A 23,415-nucleotide genomic window follows, 5' to 3' on the forward strand; every position below is an offset into this window, starting at 1 on the left:
ATCCCCCTTATTCTTTTGGAATATAAATTTCCAAGATAATTTCATCATCCGCTAAGTTGAATGTTTTTGCCTTTATTTGCAAATCGCCTGACACTGGAATTTTAGAGAGGTCTATGAATAATTCCTCTTCTTTAGGACGAACAATCATCCAAGGTGGAAGTTTCACCGAATCCCGCAGTACTTTTAAAACAGTCTCTGGTTGAAGATTCAATTGGCCTATCTCCATCGAGGATTGTTTCAATATTAAGTTACCATCTTCACGTACAATCGGGTCAAAATGCATAATGACTGGCAATGTATATGAAAACACTGTCATTTCCGAAAAAAGTACTACATCTTCTCCGACTTCCATCGTTACTGGAAGCGGTTCACCCTTTACCGCTTTTTTAATATACGTATTCGCAATTCCCTCAAAATCTTCTTTCGTCGCCGTCACTGTCAGAACATGGTCTGATGGGTCCGTTGCTTTCATTTTCGGAAGCGGTCCCGATTCGGCAGAAGATCCGATAAGTACTATTACCGCTGCAATTGCGGCTGCGATAAGTCCTGCAAGTAGAAAAAAACTAATTTTCCATCGATTCAAGCAATCAGCTCCTACATATCCAATTCCCCATCCGACAACTGTTGTAAACCGCATTCCTCCAGTTTTTCAAGGTAGCGGTCCGCCATTCCGTCATATCCTTTTGCATTCGGATGAAAGAAATCGGTGTGGTATACCATGTTCGTATTTGAATCGAACAGGTCTGTAACGGGAACAAAACATGACTTCCCGTCCATAATCGCGCGAACTTCAATCGCTTTGTTCCAGTCATCGATAATTTCCTCAAATTCATTTGTTTCATCCGTAACGATTGAAAATGGATTATACAGTCCTGCAACAACAACGATTGCATCGCTATTGAGGTCTCTGATGATTGTGAATAGTTCATCAAGTCTACTTTCAAACTTACCAAGTTCAATATAAAATGGTTCCATCTTCAAATTGAAAAGGTTGGCTTTAACGACTTTCATAATATCATTGCCGCCGATTGTTAAAAAGATTAAATCTGCCGTTTTCACAGATGCTTGAACTTCAGGATCTGAAAGTTTTTCGAGGAGCTGGTCACTTCTTCGACCCCGCTTTGCCAAATTGGCCACATCGACCTCCTTGACGCCTTTCCATTCAATCATCCTGCCTGTGACCCGGCCAAAATAACCTTCTTTTTTCAATTCATCCCCGACTCCCTGTGTCAGCGAATCCCCTAGGCCAACCACACGGACCTTTTTCGGAATGAAGTATCCTGGGATAGCCCACTCCGTAAATCCAATTTCTTGCCGTGCAGTAAATGCATCCGTTTTTCTGATTAATGTTTGTTGACAGCCGGACAAAAATAATGAGAAGGCGATCACAATCAAGAATACTCTTCTCATACGTAGAGTTCCCCTTTTCTTCAGTAAAGAATCATTTATCAATCCGCGTAATACATGAAACCAATTGCACCTTCACCTGTATGTGTACTGATGATGGGCGCGGTAAATGTAAGTTTTACGTTTGTTATACCTACGTCTTGTAGTAATTTTTTCAATGGTTCCCCCATTGCAAGACCATGGGCGTGTGATATGCCGACCCCGCGGACTATCTTTCCGGCCGTCTCTTCCTTAAAAACTTTGAACAAATGGGATACCACTTGCTTATGACTGCGCGCTTTCGCTACAGGCGTATATACGCCATCCTGTAAGCTTGCAATCGGCTTTATATTTAATAAGGAACCAATCATTGCTTTCCCTTTTCCGATACGCCCGCCTTTTACAAGGTTATCCAGCGAATCCACAACAACGAAAAGCGATGTGTTACTACGGATTGCAGTTAAACGTTCAACTATTTCAGTAACAGATTTCCCTTTTCGGGCCAATTCCGCCGCTTCTTCAACTTGAAATGTCAAGGCATGAGAAATGAACATCGAATCGATGACAGTCACTTTGGAATCTGTCATTTCTGCCGCTGTTTGCGCAGACTTTACAGTTCCGCTCATGCCGCCTGTCATATGTATGGAGATGATTTCGCTGCCGTCTTCACCGAGTTTATCATATAACTCTTTGAAAACACCTGCCGCTGGTTGTGAGCTTTTCGGTAGTTCCGGAGCCTTTTTCATCATGCCAAGAAAAGCTTCAGGTTGTATATCTACACCATCAATATAAGTTTTGCCGGCAATTTGGACAGTCAAGGGAACAACATGGATACCAAGCTTTGAGATATCCTCGTTTCCCAAATCCGCTGTCGAATCCGTGACGATATGAATTTTTTTCATTACTTGCACTCCCATCGAGTAATAGCGGTTTTTATTTTAAAGTATTTTGGTGAAAATTGGTAAGTTGAAAAAGGCAGTTGCACCTGCCCTCAAAAACGAAAAAAGTGAAGGATATGTTGCTCATTTTTCTTATGAGTATACTGCTGCATTGTATGCAATTAACTCTGTACATTTGTTATCCATTCATTTTTTATATTTTTCATCAGCTAACCATGGCGCATCCGCTTTTCTTACTTCTTTTCATATACAAGGAATGAATACGGAACGTCATCTTTAGAAAAATGATCTTCCGTTGCTGATATCAGCTTCCATTCAGGGCCATACGACGGAAAGTATGTATCTCCTTCGTACTGTTTTTGAATGTACGTAATATAGAGTCGATCCGCGATTCCCATTGTTGAACGGAATATCTCCGCTCCCCCGATAATCATCACTTCTTCGGCGTACTCTTCCGCTCTACTGATGGCATCATTTATATTATGGACGACGACAGCACCTTCGGCAGTGTAATCTTCATCCCGTGTGACAATAATACTCAGTCTTCCCGGTAATGGTCTTCCGATCGACTCAAACGTCTTGCGACCCATTACCATTGCTTTCCCCATCGACATCTTCTTGAAATAAGCCAGGTCTTCTGGAATATGCCAAGGTAATTCGTTATTCACGCCAATGACCCGATTAGGATCATGTGCTACGAGCAATGAAATCATAAAAATCCCCTTTCTTTAAACGGCAATTGGTGCTTTTATTTTCGGATGTGGATCATAATTTTCCAGTTCAATGTCCGCTGTTTCCAATTCAAAAATCGACTTGCCCTCGATATGCAGCTTTAAAGTAGGCAGTTTTCGCGGTTCACGTGTCAATTGTTCATTCACTTGATTGATATGATTTGCGTAAATATGCGCATCCCCTAGTGTATGGACGAATTCGCCAACACCAAGATTGCATTCATGTGCAATCAAATGCACCAGCAATGCATAGGATGCGATGTTGAACGGCACTCCGAGGAATATGTCCGCGCTTCGCTGGTACAGCTGGCATGACAATTTTCCGTCGGCAACATAAAATTGGAATAACGCATGGCAGGGCGGCAAAGCCATATCTTCCACTTCAGAAGGATTCCATGCAGTTACGATATGTCTTCGGGAATCCGGATTATTTTTGATACCTTCGATTAAAATGGCAATCTGATCAATCGTTTCTTTTCCGTTTGACCATGATCGCCATTGCTTACCGTATACAGGTCCGAGATCGGCGTATTTCGCAGCAAATTCATCGTCTTCCAGAACACGTTTTTTAAATGCTTCCATTTCAACTTTATAGATAGCAGCAAATTCCGGATCTTTTGAAGCGCGACGCCCAAAATCGGACATATCCGGTCCTGAATATTCAGGACCGCCCACCCATTGTTCAAAAGCCCATTCATCCCAGATTGGGTTCCGGTCTTCAATCAGCGTTTTTACATTCGTATCGCCTTTTAAAAACCATAATAGTTCAGAGGAAATAAGTCGGAAAGCGGTTTTTTTCGTTGTCATGAGGGGAAATCCTTCATTTAAATCGAATCGCATCTGATGACCGAAAACACTGACTGTCCCTGTCCCTGTCCGGTCTTCTTTTTTCACACCTGTTTCAAGAACATGTTTACATAAATCCAAATACTGTTTCATTAGAAAGCCTCCTTACATTAGTGTTCAGTATATCAAATATAATCTTGCTATCATAATAAAAACACGCCTCTGACGCGGTTATTTAGGATAATCGTGTCAGGGGCATGTTTTTTCTTTGATGTAACAAATTTCATAGATTGCGGTTTGCTAGTTATAGCACTTGGAATATGATAGTCAGAATAGTAATGGATTCCGTTTCGCTGTCGTATATATTTCAATCTTCATTAATAAACTAATTACACAAAGTAAAGAAAGGATGGAGAGTTGAAACGGATATTTTGCTATATAGCAGCTGTACTTGTTGGTATAGGTTTGGGGATTCTTGCAACTTATATCATGATTTCAGTATAGTTTTAAATAAAAAACCGAGCATTTTTCAGCTCGGTTTTTTCAATAGTAATCTTAAGTAGTTGTTTATGATAACCACTTAGGAGGCGTGTCTTTTGCCCAATAAATGTCTCCGATTGAATGATGAGCTATAAACCCATCATTCGCGGTATGATAGTGGAAGTTGTAGAAATAGCCGTCTTGCGGCCGTTTCTCTGTGCGTACATGAAAACGGATAAGGTCTTTTCTGTCTTGAAGATCGTATACATTGAAAATTTTCTCAGAATAGTCACCTGCAGGTTTCTCGCTGATAGCAAGACGGCGTTTATCTAAATCTCCTGAACTAGCAAGCGTCATTTGAATTGCTTCTTCAATTTTCGGAAAAATGATATTGTCAAATTCATCGGCAATTACCGGTCCAACCTTTGTTCCGAATTTCATATAAGATAACTTTTTCGCAGACATGATAAATAATTCCTCTATGGATTCAGAATTATCATTCGAACTCTCATCGGCTAACGAATCTGCTAGTCCAATTGAATAATCGTCACTTCGCGAAGGATCTACTGCATGTTTCGAGATATCTTTGTCTTGCAAGCTCGTCCAAATTTCATGATTCGGTGAAATGGCACCGAATGTCAAGAGCGCTACTGCAACAATGAGTGTTTTCTGTAACCATCTTTTCATAACGTTTCACCCGCAATTATGTGTTTTTTAGTAGGGAATTGTATATTTGACGAAAAGGAACCGATAAAGGTTTCTTCTTTCTTACTTTCATTGTACAATAAAAACGTAGATAAATGTTCTTTTTTTAAGGGAGGTACTCACTGATGGATGTACAATTGTTTATCGGCCTAGGGTTGCTCGCATTGATCCTATACCTAAGCTCACTGAATTTCACACATTAATAATAATAAACGCCGACACCCTCAATATAGGAATGTCGGCGTTTTTCATTTTTCATGCTCACATTTTTCATGTTCAATAAAAGCGAAATGGAACTTTGTATTCGGTCTACTCTTCCGTTCCATAAGAAACTGTTCAAATACCGGTGAATCAAACCTATCTTTCACAACTACGCGTCGTTTACATACACGAAGAGCTTGTTCCATCCATTCACCTGTAAGTGAACTATGCATACCGGCTTGTCGGAGCGGCGTAAAATTCGACGATTCCTTTATTGGCGTGTGAAACATCGGATCCATGTAGACAATATCCCAGGAAGAATCGGGTTGATGGCTCAAAAACTCAACTGCTTCCGAATGGATGACTTCGATTCGACTCATCGCCTCTACAAGCTGTTCAGACTCTGACGGGAACGAACAAAGTCCCTTGCCGGTTATGAAGGCAACCGCAGCATCCGCCTCAACGCCTATTACCTTGCCCGTTTCACCTGCTATAAAAGAAGCGATAATACTGTCAGAGCCGAGACCCAATGTGCAATCAAGAAATGTATCCCCTTTTTGTAGTTGGGTTGCCTCAATCAATGGATCTATTTCCCCGTTAATTAGACGTTTCAATCTAAAAGCTGCTGAATTGGGATGGAAGAAAAACGGTTCATTCATGCCAATCTTATACAAATCGAAACGATTCTTCCCAGCCACGATTACATCTGCTTCGTACGCTTTCTGTATCCGGGCAACCGATTGTTTTTTTCGTTCTACAATTGGATATCCAAGAATTCCGGCTGCTTCCGACGCAAGTTGCAGCGACTGCTCATCCGGTCTGCCGGCTGTCGTAATGATTGTTTTCACTTTTTACAAACTTGATCGAGTACTTCCGACAGATGGTCTTTTATTTGCTCCATCTCATAATTCTCGATTTGTTCCCGCGGTATAAAGTAGGCAAGTGCTCCGTCTTTCCACAGAGCAATAGAAGGTGAGCTCGGTGGTACTTCAGGAAAATAATCTCGCATCATTGCCGTTGCTTCTTTATCTTGTCCTGCGAATACTGTCAACAAGTGATCTGGTTTTTGTTCGGCTTCTTGTAATGCTTCCCTTACTGCTGGTCGCGCAAGTCCTGCTGCACATCCGCATACTGAGTTGATAACGACCAGCGCTGTCCCCTCAAGTGATTTCATTGTTCCTTCAACGGCCTCCGCCGTCGTAAGTTCTGTAAATCCAGTTCCTACCAGCTCATCACGCATCGGTTTTACAATGCCTTTCATATACTCATCGTAAGCATTCATTATCATAATCCCCTTTCAAACTATTTACACAGTGCTCAGCGTTAAATGTATATCCTATTTCATATTACCTTGTCCAATGTATTTTTTCACTAAATAACGACTATATTGTCAAGTATGTTTATACTTTCAGACAAAGGTGAAGGATTTGTTTGAATTTAAATCCCTTATGCGGAGCGGTAAGAAAGGTGAACCATGTTATTCTCCTCTATTGGTAAAGGCTTACGTTACATCCTTTAAAAGCCCGCGGTCAATTGCAACATATAAGAGCCCGATTGCATCCGAATCCGTTAATGTTCCATTCAATAACTTTTCACGCCATAAGGGGGAAATCGGACCTTCCCCCATATTTTCAAGTTGCTGTAAAACAGCGATTGTCGAATTGACAATTGCCTGAGATGTTGGCTTATACAAGTTTTCCTCTCCTTCCGCAGGTGTTTGTGTTTGGTTATCTTCAGGGATAGTTTTTGGCTCCAATTTGAAGTATTCTGCTAGTCCTTCCGCGATAGCCTCACCTTGGGACTTTAAATAATGATTGTCACGTAATTTTAGTATGTCAATTGTTGAATCCATAAAGCCTCCTTCCGTTAAGATTGCCGGCATGGCGGACTCTCGTAGAACGTGGAAATTAGCACGTTTCATTCCACGATCGCTCACCCCCATAGCCACTACAATCCGGGGATGAACGGCTCCTGCAATTTCAATGGATTTGGGATTTGCTTTTGGTTTGTCCATCGTGTAAGTCTCAATACCGCTATGTTTTCCCCACTTACCTGTTAAGGCGTTGTGGTGGATTGAAGCATACACATCAGCTTTCCATTTGTTAGCCCGGTTTGTGCGTGTATTAAGAGGAACATCCGTCTTACCGCTCGGGTCATCCACACGAAGGATTTCTACATCTTTATATGTTTCCAATTTTGCAATGGCGTATTGGGCTACCTTGTTGTTAAAAGTCCACTCCCGTTCATCATCCGGGGAACGCTTACCTGGTGTATTAAAGCCATGCCCTGCGTCGATTACGATTTTTACCATTAGTTTTACCTCCTCTTCGTGGTCTATTTAAAAAGTAGTAGTCGTATCTTCTAGTTCCAACACTTTTACTTACTTTTCCCTTTATCATATTCATTAAGGAATAATAGATGGCGGCACTAGTCCAATCATGAAAAATAAGAAGATATCCTTGGAGCCTGAAGCTTCAAGGATATCTTCTTAAAGTATGCGTCGTATGGGTTTATTTTACTAATGATTTTTTAAGTTTCCCCTTATTGAAAGGTAGACCTAACTGTTTTCTGTAAAAGTTGAAATTATGTTCGACATGGCGTAATAATTTCATATTTTCATCGAATAACTTCGAACTCTCCTCGTAGTGTTCCCATCTAATTTCCTTTTTTAACATCCAAATAATTAAATCCAAATCAGGATCGACTAATTCATAGTTTCTTTTGATAATATCTTCGATTTCAAAAAGGGTTTCCTTCGTGATTCCGTCATACCCATCCCCGGGTACAATTACAGCAACTAGTATTTTTAATATAGGGGTATAAACTTTTTTCAAGATTTCCGTTTTATATTTTACGGATTCGTTTCGTATCTCTTTCATTAATTGGAAATGATAATTAAAAAAACTTGTGATAATGATTGTTATAGATGAACTTACTAATGCGATAATAACTTCTTTCAATGCATCTCGCCCCCCAACACTCTCCTTCTATTTTATTCAAGCGTTGTACTACGATTGATTGAACATCCGCTGAAAGATAGAAAACAGCCGTCCACTCATTTGAGCAGACGGCTGTTTGTTAGGTTTGTTGTTCTTTATTTCTTGAAAGTCCAAAATAGGCAAGAACCGCAAGTAAACTCGAGAAGAAAATGATTGCCCCCATCGGAATAGCCGTTTCTTCTCCTGCTATTCCGACAAGCGGTGCTGTAATCGCTCCTAAAATGAAAGGTAACAAACCAAGTAAGGCAGATGCACTACCCGCAATATGTCCTTGCTTTTCCATCGCGAGTGAAAAGGATGATGTCGAAATGACACCAATGGAAGCGACGAAAAAGAAGATTGGTATAACGATTGTTATCAGTGGTCCTTTCAACAATACGGCAATTAGCAGCATTATTCCCGAAGTGATTGAGATGAATAAACCCGATTCCAAAAATCGCTTTTCCGTTACAATTCCCGTTAAACGTCCAACAACCTGAGTTCCGATAATGAGTCCAATTCCATTCATGCCGAATAATATGCTGAATGTTTGCGGGGAGACCCCGTAAATATTTTGATAGACGAATGGTGTTCCCGCGACATAAGCAAATATGCCTGCCATGATAAAGCCTTGCGCAAGTGAATATCCCATGAACTGCCGATCTTTAAGCAAAGACAAAAAGTTTTTCAATGTATGGGAGAGGTTACTTGGTACACGCGTTTCTTTAGGTAATGTTTCATCTATTCTCCATAGTACAATGACAAACAATAAAAAGCCGATTGCGCTTAAGACCGCGAATATACCTGTCCATTCAGTGAAGGCGATGATCCCTCCGCCAAGGACCGGGGCTAAGATCGGAGCCAAGTTATTGATCAGCATGAGCAAAGCAAAAAACTTCGTCAATTCACGTCCGCTATATAAATCGCGCACGACTGCTCTCGAAATCACGATACCCGCGGCAGCGGCAAACCCTTGCAAGAAACGTGCAGTTATGAAAAATTCTATATTCGGGGCAAATACACATAAAAGTGATGCGATGAAATAGACTACGAGTGCTATTAGTAACGGCCTTTTCCGTCCATGAACGTCACTCATCGGACCGAGAATGAGTTGCCCCAAGCCGATTCCGAGTAGGCAGGCCGTTAAACTTACCTGAACGAAGGTGGCAGACGTATCAAATGCATCTACAATTGAAGGGAATGAAGGTAAATACATATCAATCGTTAGAGGACCCATTGCTGCTAGCGTTCCGAGAAGTAAAGCGAATCGTAATCGTTTTGTTCCTGAGAGTGGCCTCATGTTCGTTAACAACCTTTCTATAACTGAAAATCAATTACATAAGTGCCAACGGAGGTACGAATTTCAATCCCTCCCATTCGACGCACAAGTTATTCACTATAACAGCAAAACACATCAGATAAAAGAAAGAAATAAAAATGTGCTCTTTTTTAGAAGTCACTAGTTAAATAACTCTTGATAAGCGATTACTTTTAAAGCTACGATTTCCTCTTCAGTAAGTTTTCCTTCTAGTTCATTTAGAAGTACCTGTATTTCATTATTCGACATTCCCTTTTGTGCATTCGATTGAATAGTTTGGAGTTCCTTAAACCCTATTTTTTTGATTAAAACTCTCGTTGCTTGTTCCTTTGTCGTGAAAGGAAGGTTGCTTTTATCAACATTAACACCTTCTTCAAGAAATCGTTTTAATTCAGGATCATTATTTACCATTTGCTTAATTTCATCTAATTGCCCGCTATTTTCCAATTCGGCAGTTACAACGCTCATTACTTTTTCAGAAGCGATGTTGGTACCTATATAATAGATTCCGTACCCGACTCCGCCAGTAACTAATAAAATGAGAATAATGATTTTCAACAGTTTCATTTGTCCCTCCCATTTTCCATTTATAAAAAACGTTAGCGGAATGCAAGTTATTCACATCCACTAACGTTTTAAGTTTTGTTATTCATGTATGTTACATTACTCTTTTGAACCCATGCGCGCCTCTGTCATTTGTTTCCAAACTGATCCTTTAGCATCTTCACCTTCGGAAATTCGAGCAATCGCCATTCGAATTTGGAGTTTCACTTCAAATTCTGGATCATCTTCAGCCTTTTTCAAAGCAGGCAATGCATCTTCAGTACCCGTTTCATATAAGTACATGGCTGCACGCCAGCGAACCAATTTATTTTTATCATTCAACGCATCGATAGCCGCTTGTTCAAACCCTTCAAAACCTAGGTCGCTCATGCAATCCCCAGCCGTCCGGCGTACAGCCCAGCTTTTATCTTTGAGTGCTTTTTCAACATATGGTATGACCGCCTCGTCTTCGATCATTCCAAGATAGACTGTTGCAAGACGTCTGATCGACATCTTGTCATCTTCCAGTGCGCGCTCAAGAAGTGGCGCGTCCGACATGTCCGGGTCTGGCATTTGGTCTAACAACTGGAATCTAGTCTCCCATTGATCCACCGAGAAATCCTCCAATGAAATCTTTCTTCCACGCTGAATAATCTCAGCTTGTCCTTCATTCGCAAGACGGATAATGTCTTGCAAGCGTTCTTCTGGATACGCTGCCTCAATTTCCTGAATCACCGTTTCAGCGATTTCAACTTTTTCTCCGTAACGGATTCCATAATCTGCCCATTTCCGCAGCAATATATAGTTCTCCACTTCACGTCCATGTACCTTTTCCATCGCTTGCACAAAGCGTTCGCTTAATCCGAACCGTTCCTCGGACATGCTATCGAAAACTTTCACTTGAAGAGGAATATCTTTGTAAGTCTGTACATGTACATATACTTCTCCGTAGCTGTCGTCAATTTCTTCTGCAGTTTCCGACTGTTCATTTCTCTCTTCATTGAAAACGGCTTGGACATCTGCGAGAATCGATTCCCAAGCGACTTTCCCTATTCGTTCAATCGCCATGAAATTCATAACATGGTAAATTCCTTTTACACCATTAATGTTCAATAATGCTGAAATCGGATGCGATGAAGTTTCTGCATCATCTTTTTTATAGTTATGACTTGTGCCTTTAGGCAACTCCGTGTCGAGTACGATTTTCATGGAGTTCGGACTCGGTGTTGGTTCAATCGTTACTATTTTCATCTGTATTTGCTCCTTCCGTTAGGACTTTTTCAATTCTTGTAAAAAAGACCAACGTTCAATGAGTGTTTCGTATTTGTCGTTCAATTCATCAAGTGTTGTCGTCAGTTCTCTAAGTTTATCGTAATCGGAGCCAGTAGATGCCATTTCTGCCTCCGTCGCTTCGATTGACTGTTCAACATTTTCGATATCCGACTCAATTGTTTCGTATTCTTTCTTTTCGGCGTATGTCATTTTCTTTTTATGTTCCTGTTGAACAGGCTTTTCTAACTCAACGATTGGCTTGTGTACCACCTTTTCTTTAGGCACATAGGTTTCAAGGAAATCGGAATAAATACCAAACCATGTATCAACATCTCCTGATCCATCCATCACCCATAGTTTAGTTGACGTACGGTCCAAGAAAAACCGATCATGTGAGATTGTGATGACGACGCCAGGGAATGTGTCGATGAAAGTTTCTAGAACAGAAAGGGTTTCAAGGTCTAGGTCGTTTGTCGGTTCATCCAATAGCATGACGTTAGGTTGTTCCATCAGCAGTTTCAATAAATAAAGTCTTTTTCGCTCGCCACCCGATAATTTACCGATGGGTGTCCCGTGTGCTTGTGTAGGAAATAAAAAACGCTCCAACATTTGTGAAGCTGAAATGCGGACACCATCAGCATCTTCAATATCATTCGACGTATCACGAATATATTCGATAATTCGTTTCTTCTCATCCATTATTGGCGTGTGTTGTTGGAAATGAGCAATTTTCACTGTCGTTCCTTTGTCGATGATTCCACTGTCCGGTTCACTTTCTCCGGAAAACATATTTAATAACGTCGTTTTCCCTGCCCCATTAGGTCCAACAACCGCGATACGGTCACCCGATTGAAGAATACACGAGAAATCATCAATGACTTTTCTTCCACCGAAAGACTTCGAGATGCCTACCGCTTCAATCACTTTCTTGCCAAGTCGCGTCGACTTTAGCGCGACGTCCATTTCTCCACTCGTGTCTTCTTTTTTAACCTTCTCCGATAGTTCATCGAAGCGGCCAATCCGCGCTTTTTGCTTTGTCGATCTTGCTTTCGCTCCTCGTCTAATCCATTTCAATTCGGACCGGTACCGATTGCGGAGTTTATCGTCTGACGCAGCTGCCATCTCTGCACGAATCGCTTTTGATTCAAGATAATTTCCATAGTTACCCGTATGTGAATATAATGTTTTATCTGCAAGTTCATAGATATTGGTGGATAACTCGTCCAAAAAATAGCGGTCATGAGTAACAAAGATGACGGCTCCTTGTTCATTTTTCAAGTAGTCTGACAACCACATAATTGAATCTACATCTAGATGGTTTGTCGGTTCATCGAGCAGCAAAAGGTCAGCAGGCTCAATCAATACTTTTGCGAGCGTTACCCGCTTTTTCTGTCCGCCTGATAGCTCACCCATCTTTTTATCGAACGTTTCAATGCCGAGTTTCGACAAAACCGTCCGTGCTTTAGAGTTTATATCCCATCCGGATAGATCGTCCATCTGGTTTTGAAGTTGCGAATATTTTTCCTGATTTAGTGTAGATTCCGGATTTGCTGAAAGCGCTTGAAGTGCGTGCTCATACTCCAAGTTGACCTTTATTATCGGTGCATCACTCATGAACACCGTTTCCATCACTGTAAGTTCTGGGTCGACTTCAGGTTCTTGAGGCAAATATACAATCCGGTATCGATTCGGATGATCGGTCGAAATCGAATCGGCTTCTTCGACTCCCGCAATAATCGATAGTAATGTCGACTTGCCTGTTCCATTTATACCGAGCAAACCCACTTTTTCTCCGCTCACGACTGTAAATGATATGTCTTTAAACAAAGTTTTCTCTCCGACGGTCTTCGTGAGATTTTCTATAATTAATTGACTCATGACAACACTTCCATTTCTAATGTCTACCTTGTCCTATCATAGCCGATTTGACTCGCATTTTAAAAGAGTATTGTACTATCGGAAGCATATCACCCATGTAACCGTTGTGTAAGTTCCCATTAATAGGTATAATTTTCCTGAAAGAGATTTCTAAAAGTTGCCTGAAACTCATAAGCTGAATTTACTACTATACAGTTTAAAATAAATAATTCCATTAAATTCGCTACGGCGCTATGAGATGCCTTTCGCTTTAAGAAGGCGCCTACGCTTAGTTTTTTTAGATATTCATTTGTTCAGCAGATGTCGTATAGGTTGAAAAAAGGGGGTTAGTAAATGAACAAAATAATTGAAGTAAATCGATTGTCAAAGTCATTCGGAAAAGTAAAGGCTGTCAACGATATCAGTTTCTACGTTGAAGAAGGTTCACTTTTCTCTTTTTTAGGTACGAACGGTGCGGGAAAATCGACGACTATTTCAATTTTATTGACACTTCTGAAGCAAGATCAAGGTATTGTGTCAGTGAATGGCTATACTGTTGGAAAACACGACTTGGCCATCCGTCAAGAAATTGGCGTTGTATTTCAAGAAAGCCTGTTGGACCCATTGTTGACAGTGATAGAGAATCTTACTATCCGGGGATCTTTTTACGGGATGTCGAAGCTAGAACGTAACGATGCAATTATACGGGTTATGGATGTCGTGGATATACAATCTATTTCGAATCGACCATATGGAAAGTTATCGGGTGGACAACGTCGGCGAGTAGATATTGCACGGGCTCTTATTCATAAACCAAACATCTTAATACTGGACGAACCGACAACGGGTCTCGATCCGCAAAGCCGAAAAAATATATGGGAAACGATATTACAACTCCAAGGAACAACTGGCATGACCGTGTTTTTAACAACACATTATATCGAGGAGGCGGCAGGCTCCGATTATGTTGTTGTGATGAAAGAAGGAAGAATTGTTGCAAAAGGAACCCCTGAACAGTTGAAAAATGAGTATTCGACGGATTTATTAACGATATCAACGAATATGGAAAATGAACTAAGAAGCGCGCTTGTTGAAAATGGGGTGAAATTCAAAGATGAAAAGTCGCTTTTTTATCTCCCGCTTGAACATACGAAAGATGCTATCCGGATTCTGGAAGAGTTCACTCCTTATATATCCTCTTTTGAAGTAAAAAAATCTAGCTTGGACGATGTGTTTATCGCCATCAATGGAAAGGTCGTGGACCAGGATGATGGCATTCGCAAAACGTAATGTTTTATTGTACTTTCGGGATAAAACCACTGTCTTTTTCTCACTTCTAGCGGTCATTATTTTAATCGTCCTGTACGTTTTATTTTTAGGTGAGATGACTTTCAAAGGCCTTCCCGACTTTCCTTCAAAAAAGGCATTGCTCACTGCTTGGTTCATCGCTGGAATTCTGGCGGTAACCTCCATGACGACAACACTTGGATCATTCGGCATTCTTGTGGAAGATCGAGCAAATAAAACATACATGGATTTCTACTCCTCTCCTATCACGAGGATGAGGCTAGTCGGCGGTTATATTATCAGCGCAGCTTTTGTAGGTTTCATCATGTGTATGTTCACACTTCTTGCATCCAATGTATTTCTTTTCATCTCTGGAGAAACTGCACTCTCATTCAGAAAATTGTTGGAAGCAGGCGGTAGCATTTTCTTATCTGTGTTGGCAAGTGGATCGATGGTTCTTCTGTTGGTTTCCTTTTTCAAAACATCAAACGCTTTCGCCGCTGCCAGTACAGTCATAGGAACGCTCCTTGGATTTTTAGCAGGGATCTATATTCCGATTGGAGGTTTGCCTGATTACATACAGGCAGTCGTTAAACTTTTCCCGGTTTCCCATTCCGCTGCGCTTTTTCGACAATTATTGATGGATGATCTTCTTCTAGATGCCTTTTCAAAATCTCCTGCCGAAATGAAACAAGCATTTAAAATTGATATGGGCATATTATATGAAATAAATGGCAGACAAACCTCCAAATTATTTAGCGTTCTCTATCTTTGCTTTACAACACTGCTGTTTTTCGGACTATCGCTCCTCGTTATGAAAAGAAAAAACAAATAAGCTTGCGTGTGCAAGATGTCACTCTACTTTGCACACGCAAGCTTGTATGGAGTTGATTAATTCACAAGACGACCCGTTACTCCTTGTGCTTCCCAATAAGCATCGCGGATTTGGACTTTCTGAATTTTTCCAGATGCTGTTTTTGGGAGTTCATCGACAAACGTTATGCCCGTAACAGTTTTGAAATGGGCTAACTTTTCTTTGCAGAAAGTTATGATTTCCTGTTCGGTAGCTGTTTTATCTTTGCGTAATACAATGTATGCGTGCGGTGTTTCCCCCCACTTCTCATGCGGGACGGCGATAACCGCCGCTTCTAGGACTGCCGGATGGCCGTAAAGGACACCTTCCACTTCGATAGAAGAAATGTTTTCCCCACCGCTGATAATGACATCTTTTTTACGGTCGACAATGTTGATGTAGCCATTTTCATCGATGGTCCCCATATCTCCTGTCAATAGCCTGCCATTTTGCAGCGCTTCTGTTGTCGCTCGTTCATTTTTCCAGTAGCCCTTCATGACACCATGACTTCTTACTGCCACTTCCCCGACCTGTTTCCCGTCATGTGCGACCTCATCCCCGAACTCATCAATAATTCGAACGTCGCTTCCAATCATCGAGAAACCCGCCTTCGCTTTCAAATCCGTCTTTTCACTTTTTGATAGCCCAGCTAAATTTGAGCGAATTGTTGAAATTAGACTAAGTGGAGATGATTCCGTCATGCCATACACCTGGATGAACTCCCAGCCTAATTCTTCCTCAACCCGCGTGATGAATGCGGGCGGCGGTGCAGATCCGGCAATAACAACTCGAACGTCTTGCTCGATGGCCGGATGGTGCTGTTCATGATACAACAGCAATGCATTCAATACGGTTGGCGCCATATGTAAAATGGAGACTTTATGGTCTTGCATCGCTTTAAAAATGGATTCGGGTGTCGATTTTCTTGAACAGATATGTGTGGCTCCATTTGCTGTATAATAAAATGGCGAGCCCCAACCATTTACATGGAACATCGGAAGCACGTGAAGATGAACGTCTCTATCCGTAACCCGTAAATGATGCATTGCACTAAGTGCGTGCAGATAGTTATTACGATGTGTCAGCATGACGCCTTTCGGATCTCCAGTCGTTCCACTTGTATAGAGCAAACTGCAGACATCATTTTCATCAAGGTCTGCCCGGTCAAATGATTCAGGTGAAAAGGTTGCGAGCCAATCGTCGTAGTCTGTTTCATTTGTTTCCGGATCTTTATAGTGAACAATAATATGCTTGATTGTTTCAAACTGATTGATTACTGGGTTTATTAAATCATAAAGCGCTTGATCTACGAAAAGTACTTTGGCTTCACTATGATTCAAAATAAATACATAGTCTTCAGGCTTCAATCTGATATTTAACGGCACCATTATAGCGCCAAGTTGAAACACGCCATAAAAACCTTCCAACATCTCAAGAGAATTGCCTGCTAAATAAGCGACCCTATCTTCTTTTTCAATTCCCAAGTTATGCAAACCATGTGATAACTGATTGACTCTTTCATTCAGTTGGCGGTAAGTAACAACTCGTCCCTCACAATATACCGCATCTTTTTCCCCATATAAAGCGACTGCCCGGTCGAGAAAGTCCGGCAATAGTAGTGGTACATTCATTCTAATCACCTCATCATTTTGCTATAGTATACGTCACTTTAAATTTTCTGTCATCAAGAATATTATGAATATATGAACAATTATTTCGTGCTTCCATTAAAAATGTAAGAAAAAAGTCTATTCTGTTAGCCGGAAAATCCGCTTGTAGAATAGACTTTTTTAAATCAGTAACTATACAAGAACAGTCCAAAGCAACATTGTCACTACAATCGTTGTTAGACCTTGTAAAAATGTCGCCATCGTTTGTGCTTTATACGCATCTGTTACCGTCATACCGCTGAATTGTGTAACGACCCAGAAGAAGCTGTCGTTTACATGGCTCACCGTCATAGCTCCAGCACCGATTGCCATGACAACAAGCGCTAATGGAACGGCTCCTTCAATGCCCATTGATGGCAAGAGCGGAGCTACCAACGTCGACGTGATAACAAGTGCAGCAGTTGAAGAACCTTGGGCCGTTTTCAATGCTGCTGCGATGATAAAAGGAATGAGCAGGAACAATGCGCCGCCTGCTAAAGCGTCCATATTCATGTTTGCGATTAGATCGGCAACGCCAGAATTTGAAATGACCTTCCCAAATGCTCCCCCAGCACCAGTTATAAGTAGAATAGGAGCAGCTTCTTTCAATCCTTCGCCAATCCAGCCTGATAACGTTTCTTCATTAAATTTAGGAAGTAGCAAAAATGCTGCCAATACCCCGAAAAGAAGTGCGACAGACGGCGCCCCTAAAAAACGTAGGAAATTGATAAAACCGCTGTCTTCACCAGTCAGTGCCGCCACCGATCCAATACCAATCAAAGCAATCGGAAGAACAATAGGCAAAAAAGCTTTAAAAGTGGAAGGCATTATTCCAAATGATGCTACAATTTCTTCATAATTGAGGCCGCCTTCCTCTTTATCTTCCGGTACCTCAATCTTGGAAGCTACTTTAATTGCCCAGAAATATCCGACAATGACAGCCGGAATCGCAACAAAAAGGCCGATTAAAATAATCGTTCCCAAGTAATTTTCTGCTCCGATATTTCCCGCAGCGGCGATTGGCCCCGGTGTCGGTGGGACTAATGTGTGTGTTGCATACAGCCCGGTTGCAAGTGCAACTGACATAGATGCAATCGCCACTTTCGCCCGTTTTGCCAGTGCTTTTTTTAAACTTGTTAAAATAATAAATCCTGAATCGCAAAATACCGGGATCGATACAATCTAGCCAATAATAGACATCGCCAGTTGAGGGCGCTTTTCACCAATCAACCGTAATACGACCTCCGCCATTCGGTATGCCGCGCCAGACTTCTCCAAGATTACGCCAATAATAGTACCGGCAACAATGACAATTCCAATCCCCTTCATCAGTCCGCCGAACCCATCATTCACATTTTCAACAACTGCAAGCAACGGCATGCCGGATGCAATTCCGACGAAGAATGCACCTAAAAGTAAAGATAAAAACGGATGAACTTTAAAAACAGCAGTCAACACAACAACGAGAACAACACTTAGTGCAATAACTGCAAATAACATATCAACACCCCTTTTTAGTAAGTTAAATACTTCTCCATTACCAGCTTCGTTTTTGCTCGTAAATAATGGCTTGCATATTCAATCGATTCTTGTGATGAAACAGTTCCATCTGTAATCGCATGCAGTTCGTTAAACATAGGTGCCAATAGACCCCGACTTTCTTCAATCAATGCACCTGAAATTAGTATGACAGGCTTCCCTTTTCTTTGTGCCACCTTTGCAACGCCAAATGGTGTTTTACCTGAAAGCGTTTGACTATCTGTTTTGCCCTCACCTGTAATAATTAAATCAGCATCTGCTATATATTCATCAAACGAAATTGCATCCAACACGACATTAATACCTTGCTTCATTTCCCCTGGAAAGAACGCTTGAAAGGCTCCACCCGCCCCACCTGCTGCGCCAGCTCCTTTTTTCAAGTGAAGATGAATACCAGTCAACTCTTCTACTTTATCGGCGAACCACGTCAAATTTCCATCGAGCATATTTACCACTTCTGTAGATGCCCCTTTTTGTGGACCGAAAACAGCTGAAGCACCTTCAGGACCGACAAATGGGTTTTCCACATCACATGCGATTAGGAAGTTACTTTCAGAAATCCGTTTATCAAAATGAGTCCTATCAATTGTATGCAAATCACCCAGTACACCGCCACCGCTCGGCAGCTCCACTCCGTATCTATCAACCAAACTCATACCGAGCGCTTGCAACATCCCAGCCCCCCCGTCGTTGGTCGCGCTGCCGCCGAGTCCGATAATAAAATTACGTAAACCAGCGTTTAGTGCATGGACGATTAACTCGCCTGTACCGTAAGTCGAAGTGACAAGTGGATTTTTTTCATCCTCATCCAATAGCATCAATCCGGACGCCTCCGCAATTTCTATAATGCACGTTTCCTGATTTCCAAGAATTCCATACCCCGCCTTGACTTTCCGACCAAGCGGATCGTGCACATCAACAGAAACAATCGTTCCATCGGTGGCACCAACCAAACTCGTCATTGTTCCTTCCCCACCATCAGCAGCAGGAAGCATTACCGTCTCAATCGTCGGGTCAGCATCCCTGATTCCATCCGCCATTGCTTGTGCTGCTTGAACGGCAGTCAAGCTACCTTTAAATGAATCTGGTGCTACTACAACTTTCAAATTTATACCCCCCCTTTTAGTAAAGCACTTACAAAAGTATTAGAATCCATTACCAAGAAATCATTATATTCCTTGAAATTACTATGCTATCATCAAAATCCCCTTAGGGTAAATTTACCTAAGGGGATTTTCCGACTATAAAATCTTATTTATCAATCACCGTTCTCCCTCCGGCATATAGCCCGCTTGCAGATAAACCCATCATCAAACCGACAAGCACCCCTGCTTTAATGTCATGGGGGTAAATATAAATAATGCCCCCGACAACACCAAAAATAAGTGCCATGACCGGTAATAGCCGCCTCGGCATCCCGTACATCTTCAATAACTCCACGATTCCGATAATGAGCGGAATTAAGACCACATCATAGATTTCCAACGTTTCTCCTCCTGAAATAGTTAGTCAGCAACCGGATAACTGCTCAATAGGATTAATGAATACGCTAATTTCTTTGCGAAATCCAGTGGTGGTTCATCGGATTTAATATGAATGTACATGATTGTTGGTTGTATAAGAGCCAATGGTTATGTAATGCTCTGACAATCAGCCCTGTCTGAGAAACGGAGTAAATGAATACTGGATTTCCACTTTCCAAAATAGCGATTTCAGCCAGATATAACACAAGGCCAGTTTCATCCAAAGATTCAAACAACACGCCTGCGGGTATAACCGTAGTACTTGGACGACCTTGACGTTCACCTCACTATTTCTGTGAAAGGATACTTTACATACTCCTTATCCCTTAATGAATTCGTGCGAAATGGTCCACCTATTTTTCGGCTTCCCTTCAATGTTTAGTTTTTATCTTCCATCACTCTATGATAAAAGATAGGTATACATGTCTGGTAAACATTGATACTATTCAGGTATAATTATTAGGTTTTATAAAAATATCTATTTATTATATTTGGAGTATTGTCAGTTGAGGGAAACATTGCAATATCGGCTTTTTTCGAAAATATAGTATTTCCAATAATTATTTTTGACAATTGAAAACGTTTAATTGTATTATAGTGAAATATGAAGGAGGCATCATGATGTCACAGATAACTAAGCAACAGATCGTGGAGAGTGTTCCGCAAAAAGGGTTCTTCGGACACCCTAAGGGTTTGTTCACATTATTCTTCACGGAATTCTGGGAACGTTTCTCGTATTACGGTATGAGGGCTATCCTTGTCTACTATATGTACTATGAAGTTACAAATGGTGGACTCGGATTAGACAAGACTATTGCATTGTCAATCATGTCAATCTACGGTTCCCTGGTCTACATGTCGGGTATTATCGGAGGATGGTTGGCAGACCGGATATTCGGTACATCGAAAGCAATATTATATGGTGGGATATTCATCATGCTTGGTCATATCGCACTTGCGATTCCAGGTAATATTACATTGTTCTTCGTTTCGATGGTGCTAATTGTAATTGGGACAGGTTTACTAAAACCGAACGTTTCCAGTGTCGTTGGTGACATCTATCCGGAAAATGACAACCGTCGCGATGCAGGTTTCAGTATCTTCTACATGGGGATTAACATGGGTGCATTCATCTCCCCGCTTATCGTCGGGGAGTTAATGAAAACAAGTTTCCATCTTGGATTCGGTGTTGCTGCAGTTGGGATGTTTATCGGACTGTTAATTTTCGTCATTACGAAAAAGAAAAGCCTAGGCCTTGCAGGTACGCAAGTTCAAAATCCACTGGAACCATCTGAAAAGAAAAAAGTATACTCAATCTTCTTGATTGCTGCCTTGGCGATTGGAGTTTTAATCGCGGTTGCCATCCCTCGAGGCTGGTTGACTTTTGACTCATTTATTGCGATTGTAGGAATCCTCGGTTTCCTTATCCCAACGGCATATTTTGTAGTAATGTATAGGAGTCCAAAAACGGACGATGTGGAACGTTCACGTATTATTGCATTCATTCCGCTATTCCTTGCATCGGTTGTATTTTGGGCAATTGCCGAGCAAGGGTCAACAATCCTTGCACTATATGCGGATACAAGAACGAATCTTAATATCTTTGGCTATCAAATTTCACCAGCCTTTTTCCAATCATTTAACCCTTTATTTATCATTACGCTAGCACCATTCTTTGCTTGGCTATGGGTGAAACTTGGTGATCGGCAACCCAATATTCCACAGAAATTCTCGTTAGGTCTACTTTTTGCAGGTTTGTCGTTCATCATCATTTTACTTCCCGGGTACTTCGGTGGCACAGATACACTCGTGAACCCGCTGTGGCTCATTCTAAGCATCCTTGTTGTGGTTCTTGGGGAGCTTTGTTTATCACCAGTAGGACTGTCAGCAACGACGAAATTGGCACCTGCTGCGTTCTCAGCGCAGACGATGAGTCTGTGGTTCTTATCGAACGCGGCTGCTCAAGCGCTTAATGCGCAGCTCGTCAAATTATATTCACCCGAGACTGAGATGATGTATTTTGGAATCATCGGCGGAACGGCGATTTTATTAAGTATTATTCTGTTTGCTGTTTCACCAATTATTCAGCGCTTTATGAAAGGCGTTCGTTAATTAAATGAATACAGGCAGCCCCACTGAACTGCACCCCAATTGTTAGAAACCATCTAACAATTGGAGGTGCAGTTTTTTATGGGTCTGCCTGTTTTCGTTTACGATTTGTTTTCAAGATTTACACCTGTTCTCCCCATCACGATAAAACGGAACATTACAACATTGTATTCATCTTATTCATAAATAGCATGTTTTTCTTTGTATATAAGTAAGATAAGTAACTAAATCGGTTAGAAAAAGGAGGTTACTTATGATAATTGGTTTATCTATCATTTTACTAGTAGTATTGTTTTTGCCGTTTACAATAAAAATTGTTGAACGTAACTTGGAAGTGTTTTTATTCATTATGGGGATTTCAGCGGTACTTTTAAGTAAGGTACTTGACTCCGCTCTTGTATTAAAAGCGTTGGAAGACCCCATACATATAACGGTAGCTGTCATTATTGCAGGAATAGTATTCAGATGGCTTAAGAAACCTTTTGAAAAAGGCATAACAGGCTTACGAAAAGCAATCCCTTTTCGTTTGTTCATAGCTCTGATTGTAATCGTGCTTGGTATTCTTTCAAGCGTAATCACAGCAATTATTGCAGCAATTGTACTTGTCGCCATCGTAGGCGTTTTGCGTCTTGACCGAAAACATGAAATCCGTCTTGTTATCATCGCTTGTTATTCAATCGGACTTGGTGCCGTTCTTACTCCAATCGGTGAACCTCTGTCAACAGTTGCAACGAGCAAATTGGACGCTGACTTTTTCTATTTGCTACGATTAATTGGTCCTGAAATCATTCCAGGTGTGATTGCATTTGGTGTGCTCGCTGGAGTCATGATTCAACCTTCGAATAGGTTAAACAGATTGAAGGCTATTCCAGGAACGGAATCATACTCCGCTATTTTTATACGCGGTATTAAAGTTTACTTGTTTGTAATGGCCCTCACATTACTCGGAGCAGGCTTTGAACCATTTATCGAGAGATATTTACTTGGATTAAACCCATTGGTGCTATATTGGATCAATATGATTTCAGCGGTACTCGATAACGCTACTTTGGCTGCTGCAGAAATCAGTCCTGCAATGAATGATTCGACAATTAAAGCGTTGCTGCTGGGACTACTCATTAGCGGAGGTATGTTAATACCTGGGAATATCCCAAATATTATCGCTGCCGGAAAACTCAATATCAAAAGTAGTGAGTGGGCAATTTTTGGTGTTCCGATAGGATTAATTGCAATGGTCATCTATTTTGCTGTCATTGCGACGGTCGGTTGAACTGGAAAAGGCGAAAAATGAGAGCTCTC

At 41.3% G+C, this 23,415-nt stretch carries 21 protein-coding genes and 2 pseudogenes; 4 read left to right on the top strand and 19 right to left on the bottom strand.

Going from position 1 to position 23,415, the window contains the following annotated elements:
- Window positions 1–7 precede the first annotated feature (7 nt).
- The 14 genes from HDC33_RS07475 to HDC33_RS07540 form a co-directional block, all read right to left on the bottom strand.
- Window positions 8–583, bottom strand: coding sequence for a YpmS family protein (locus tag HDC33_RS07475; protein WP_179391842.1), 576 nt, complete (start codon window positions 581–583; stop codon window positions 8–10).
- 11 nt (window positions 584–594) lie between these two features.
- Window positions 595–1,410 (bottom strand): GDSL-type esterase/lipase family protein, encoded by an 816-nt coding sequence (locus HDC33_RS07480; protein WP_179391843.1) that lies wholly within the window; start codon window positions 1,408–1,410, stop codon window positions 595–597.
- A 38-nt stretch (window positions 1,411–1,448) separates the two neighbouring features.
- Window positions 1,449–2,288, bottom strand: a complete 840-nt coding sequence (locus tag HDC33_RS07485; protein WP_179391844.1) for a DegV family protein — start codon at window positions 2,286–2,288, stop codon at window positions 1,449–1,451.
- A gap of 230 nt (window positions 2,289–2,518) precedes the next feature.
- Window positions 2,519–2,998: a dihydrofolate reductase gene (locus tag HDC33_RS07490; RefSeq protein ID WP_179391845.1), complete on the bottom strand. Its 480-nt coding sequence runs from the start codon at window positions 2,996–2,998 to the stop codon at window positions 2,519–2,521.
- A gap of 15 nt (window positions 2,999–3,013) precedes the next feature.
- On the bottom strand, window positions 3,014–3,955 hold the full coding sequence (locus tag HDC33_RS07495) for a thymidylate synthase (RefSeq protein ID WP_179391846.1): 942 nt from the start codon (window positions 3,953–3,955) through the stop codon (window positions 3,014–3,016).
- Window positions 3,956–4,369: 414 nt separating this feature from the next.
- Window positions 4,370–4,969, bottom strand: coding sequence for a YpjP family protein (locus HDC33_RS07500; protein WP_179391847.1), 600 nt, complete (start codon window positions 4,967–4,969; stop codon window positions 4,370–4,372).
- 266 nt (window positions 4,970–5,235) lie between these two features.
- Window positions 5,236–6,036 carry a class I SAM-dependent methyltransferase gene (locus tag HDC33_RS07505; protein WP_179391848.1) on the bottom strand — a complete coding sequence of 267 codons (801 nt, stop codon included), beginning with the start codon at window positions 6,034–6,036 and terminating at the stop codon, window positions 5,236–5,238.
- On the bottom strand, window positions 6,033–6,470 hold the full coding sequence (locus HDC33_RS07510; RefSeq protein WP_179391849.1) for a BrxA/BrxB family bacilliredoxin: 438 nt from the start codon (window positions 6,468–6,470) through the stop codon (window positions 6,033–6,035). The genes HDC33_RS07505 and HDC33_RS07510 overlap by 4 nt, the downstream gene beginning before the upstream one ends.
- 219 nt (window positions 6,471–6,689) lie before the next feature.
- Window positions 6,690–7,499, bottom strand: a complete 810-nt coding sequence (locus HDC33_RS07515) for an N-acetylmuramoyl-L-alanine amidase family protein (protein WP_179391850.1) — start codon at window positions 7,497–7,499, stop codon at window positions 6,690–6,692.
- Between the two features lie 199 nt (window positions 7,500–7,698).
- Window positions 7,699–8,148, bottom strand: a complete 450-nt coding sequence (locus HDC33_RS07520; protein WP_179391851.1) for a hypothetical protein — start codon at window positions 8,146–8,148, stop codon at window positions 7,699–7,701.
- 118 nt (window positions 8,149–8,266) lie between these two features.
- Window positions 8,267–9,466, bottom strand: coding sequence for a Bcr/CflA family multidrug efflux MFS transporter (locus tag HDC33_RS07525; protein ID WP_179391852.1), 1,200 nt, complete (start codon window positions 9,464–9,466; stop codon window positions 8,267–8,269).
- Window positions 9,467–9,625: 159 nt separating this feature from the next.
- Window positions 9,626–10,051 carry an EF-hand domain-containing protein gene (locus HDC33_RS07530; RefSeq protein WP_179391853.1) on the bottom strand — a complete coding sequence of 142 codons (426 nt, stop codon included), beginning with the start codon at window positions 10,049–10,051 and terminating at the stop codon, window positions 9,626–9,628.
- Between the two features lie 96 nt (window positions 10,052–10,147).
- Window positions 10,148–11,278, bottom strand: coding sequence for a conserved virulence factor C family protein (locus HDC33_RS07535; protein WP_179391854.1), 1,131 nt, complete (start codon window positions 11,276–11,278; stop codon window positions 10,148–10,150).
- Between the two features lie 18 nt (window positions 11,279–11,296).
- Window positions 11,297–13,177 (bottom strand): ABC-F family ATP-binding cassette domain-containing protein, encoded by a 1,881-nt coding sequence (locus HDC33_RS07540; RefSeq protein ID WP_179391855.1) that lies wholly within the window; start codon window positions 13,175–13,177, stop codon window positions 11,297–11,299.
- Window positions 13,178–13,510: 333 nt separating this feature from the next.
- Here HDC33_RS07540 and HDC33_RS07545 point away from each other — a divergent pair, with 333 nt between their 5' ends.
- On the top strand, window positions 13,511–14,446 hold the full coding sequence (locus HDC33_RS07545) for an ABC transporter ATP-binding protein (RefSeq protein ID WP_179391856.1): 936 nt from the start codon (window positions 13,511–13,513) through the stop codon (window positions 14,444–14,446).
- A complete protein-coding gene (locus HDC33_RS07550; protein ID WP_179391857.1) occupies window positions 14,424–15,278 on the top strand; it encodes an ABC transporter permease in 855 nt (284 codons plus the stop codon). Before HDC33_RS07545 ends, HDC33_RS07550 begins: the two co-directional genes overlap by 23 nt.
- Window positions 15,279–15,334: 56 nt before the next feature.
- Here the strand turns inward: HDC33_RS07550 and HDC33_RS07555 are convergent, their stop codons facing one another.
- From HDC33_RS07555 to HDC33_RS16560, 5 genes and pseudogenes are all read right to left on the bottom strand, one after another.
- Window positions 15,335–16,927, bottom strand: coding sequence for a long-chain-fatty-acid--CoA ligase (locus HDC33_RS07555; protein ID WP_179391858.1), 1,593 nt, complete (start codon window positions 16,925–16,927; stop codon window positions 15,335–15,337).
- A gap of 171 nt (window positions 16,928–17,098) precedes the next feature.
- Window positions 17,099–18,445 (bottom strand): annotated as a pseudogene (locus HDC33_RS07560) (GntP family permease).
- Between the two features lie 14 nt (window positions 18,446–18,459).
- Complete coding sequence (locus HDC33_RS07565) at window positions 18,460–19,590, bottom strand: glycerate kinase (RefSeq protein ID WP_179391859.1); 1,131 nt, start codon at window positions 19,588–19,590, stop codon at window positions 18,460–18,462.
- Window positions 19,591–19,735: 145 nt separating this feature from the next.
- Entirely contained in the window at window positions 19,736–19,969 is a 234-nt protein-coding gene (locus tag HDC33_RS07570) for a hypothetical protein (protein ID WP_179391860.1), read from the bottom strand.
- A 20-nt stretch (window positions 19,970–19,989) separates the two neighbouring features.
- Window positions 19,990–20,326: pseudogene (locus HDC33_RS16560) on the bottom strand (DUF1259 domain-containing protein); the annotation flags it as partial.
- A 302-nt stretch (window positions 20,327–20,628) separates the two neighbouring features.
- Between HDC33_RS16560 and HDC33_RS07575 the strand changes: the two are divergent.
- Window positions 20,629–22,119, top strand: a complete 1,491-nt coding sequence (locus HDC33_RS07575; RefSeq protein ID WP_179391861.1) for a peptide MFS transporter — start codon at window positions 20,629–20,631, stop codon at window positions 22,117–22,119.
- Between the two features lie 250 nt (window positions 22,120–22,369).
- A complete protein-coding gene (locus HDC33_RS07580) occupies window positions 22,370–23,386 on the top strand; it encodes a DUF1646 family protein (RefSeq protein WP_179391862.1) in 1,017 nt (338 codons plus the stop codon).
- The last annotated feature ends 29 nt before the right edge of the window (window positions 23,387–23,415 follow it).

It is taken from the genome of Sporosarcina sp. JAI121, assembly GCF_013408665.1.
Classification (GTDB): Bacteria; Bacillota; Bacilli; order Bacillales_A; family Planococcaceae; genus Sporosarcina.

Excerpts from the sequence above, each read along its gene's own strand:
- HDC33_RS07480 (WP_179391843.1), bottom strand. The coding sequence starts at position 1,410 with ATGAGAAGAGTATTCTTGATTGTGATCGCCTTCTCATTATTTTTGTCC.
- HDC33_RS07485 (WP_179391844.1), bottom strand. The coding sequence starts at position 2,288 with ATGAAAAAAATTCATATCGTCACGGATTCGACAGCGGATTTGGGAAAC.
- HDC33_RS07490 (WP_179391845.1), bottom strand. The coding sequence starts at position 2,998 with ATGATTTCATTGCTCGTAGCACATGATCCTAATCGGGTCATTGGCGTG.
- HDC33_RS07495 (WP_179391846.1), bottom strand. The coding sequence starts at position 3,955 with ATGAAACAGTATTTGGATTTATGTAAACATGTTCTTGAAACAGGTGTG.
- HDC33_RS07500 (WP_179391847.1), bottom strand. The coding sequence starts at position 4,969 with ATGAAAAGATGGTTACAGAAAACACTCATTGTTGCAGTAGCGCTCTTG.
- HDC33_RS07510 (WP_179391849.1), bottom strand. The coding sequence starts at position 6,470 with ATGAATGCTTACGATGAGTATATGAAAGGCATTGTAAAACCGATGCGT.
- HDC33_RS07515 (WP_179391850.1), bottom strand. The coding sequence starts at position 7,499 with ATGGTAAAAATCGTAATCGACGCAGGGCATGGCTTTAATACACCAGGT.
- HDC33_RS07525 (WP_179391852.1), bottom strand. The coding sequence starts at position 9,466 with ATGAGGCCACTCTCAGGAACAAAACGATTACGATTCGCTTTACTTCTC.
- HDC33_RS07530 (WP_179391853.1), bottom strand. The coding sequence starts at position 10,051 with ATGAAACTGTTGAAAATCATTATTCTCATTTTATTAGTTACTGGCGGA.
- HDC33_RS07535 (WP_179391854.1), bottom strand. The coding sequence starts at position 11,278 with ATGAAAATAGTAACGATTGAACCAACACCGAGTCCGAACTCCATGAAA.
- HDC33_RS07540 (WP_179391855.1), bottom strand. The coding sequence starts at position 13,177 with ATGAGTCAATTAATTATAGAAAATCTCACGAAGACCGTCGGAGAGAAA.
- HDC33_RS07545 (WP_179391856.1), top strand. The coding sequence starts at position 13,511 with ATGAACAAAATAATTGAAGTAAATCGATTGTCAAAGTCATTCGGAAAA.
- HDC33_RS07550 (WP_179391857.1), top strand. The coding sequence starts at position 14,424 with ATGATGGCATTCGCAAAACGTAATGTTTTATTGTACTTTCGGGATAAA.
- HDC33_RS07555 (WP_179391858.1), bottom strand. The coding sequence starts at position 16,927 with ATGAATGTACCACTACTATTGCCGGACTTTCTCGACCGGGCAGTCGCT.
- HDC33_RS07575 (WP_179391861.1), top strand. The coding sequence starts at position 20,629 with ATGTCACAGATAACTAAGCAACAGATCGTGGAGAGTGTTCCGCAAAAA.
- HDC33_RS07580 (WP_179391862.1), top strand. The coding sequence starts at position 22,370 with ATGATAATTGGTTTATCTATCATTTTACTAGTAGTATTGTTTTTGCCG.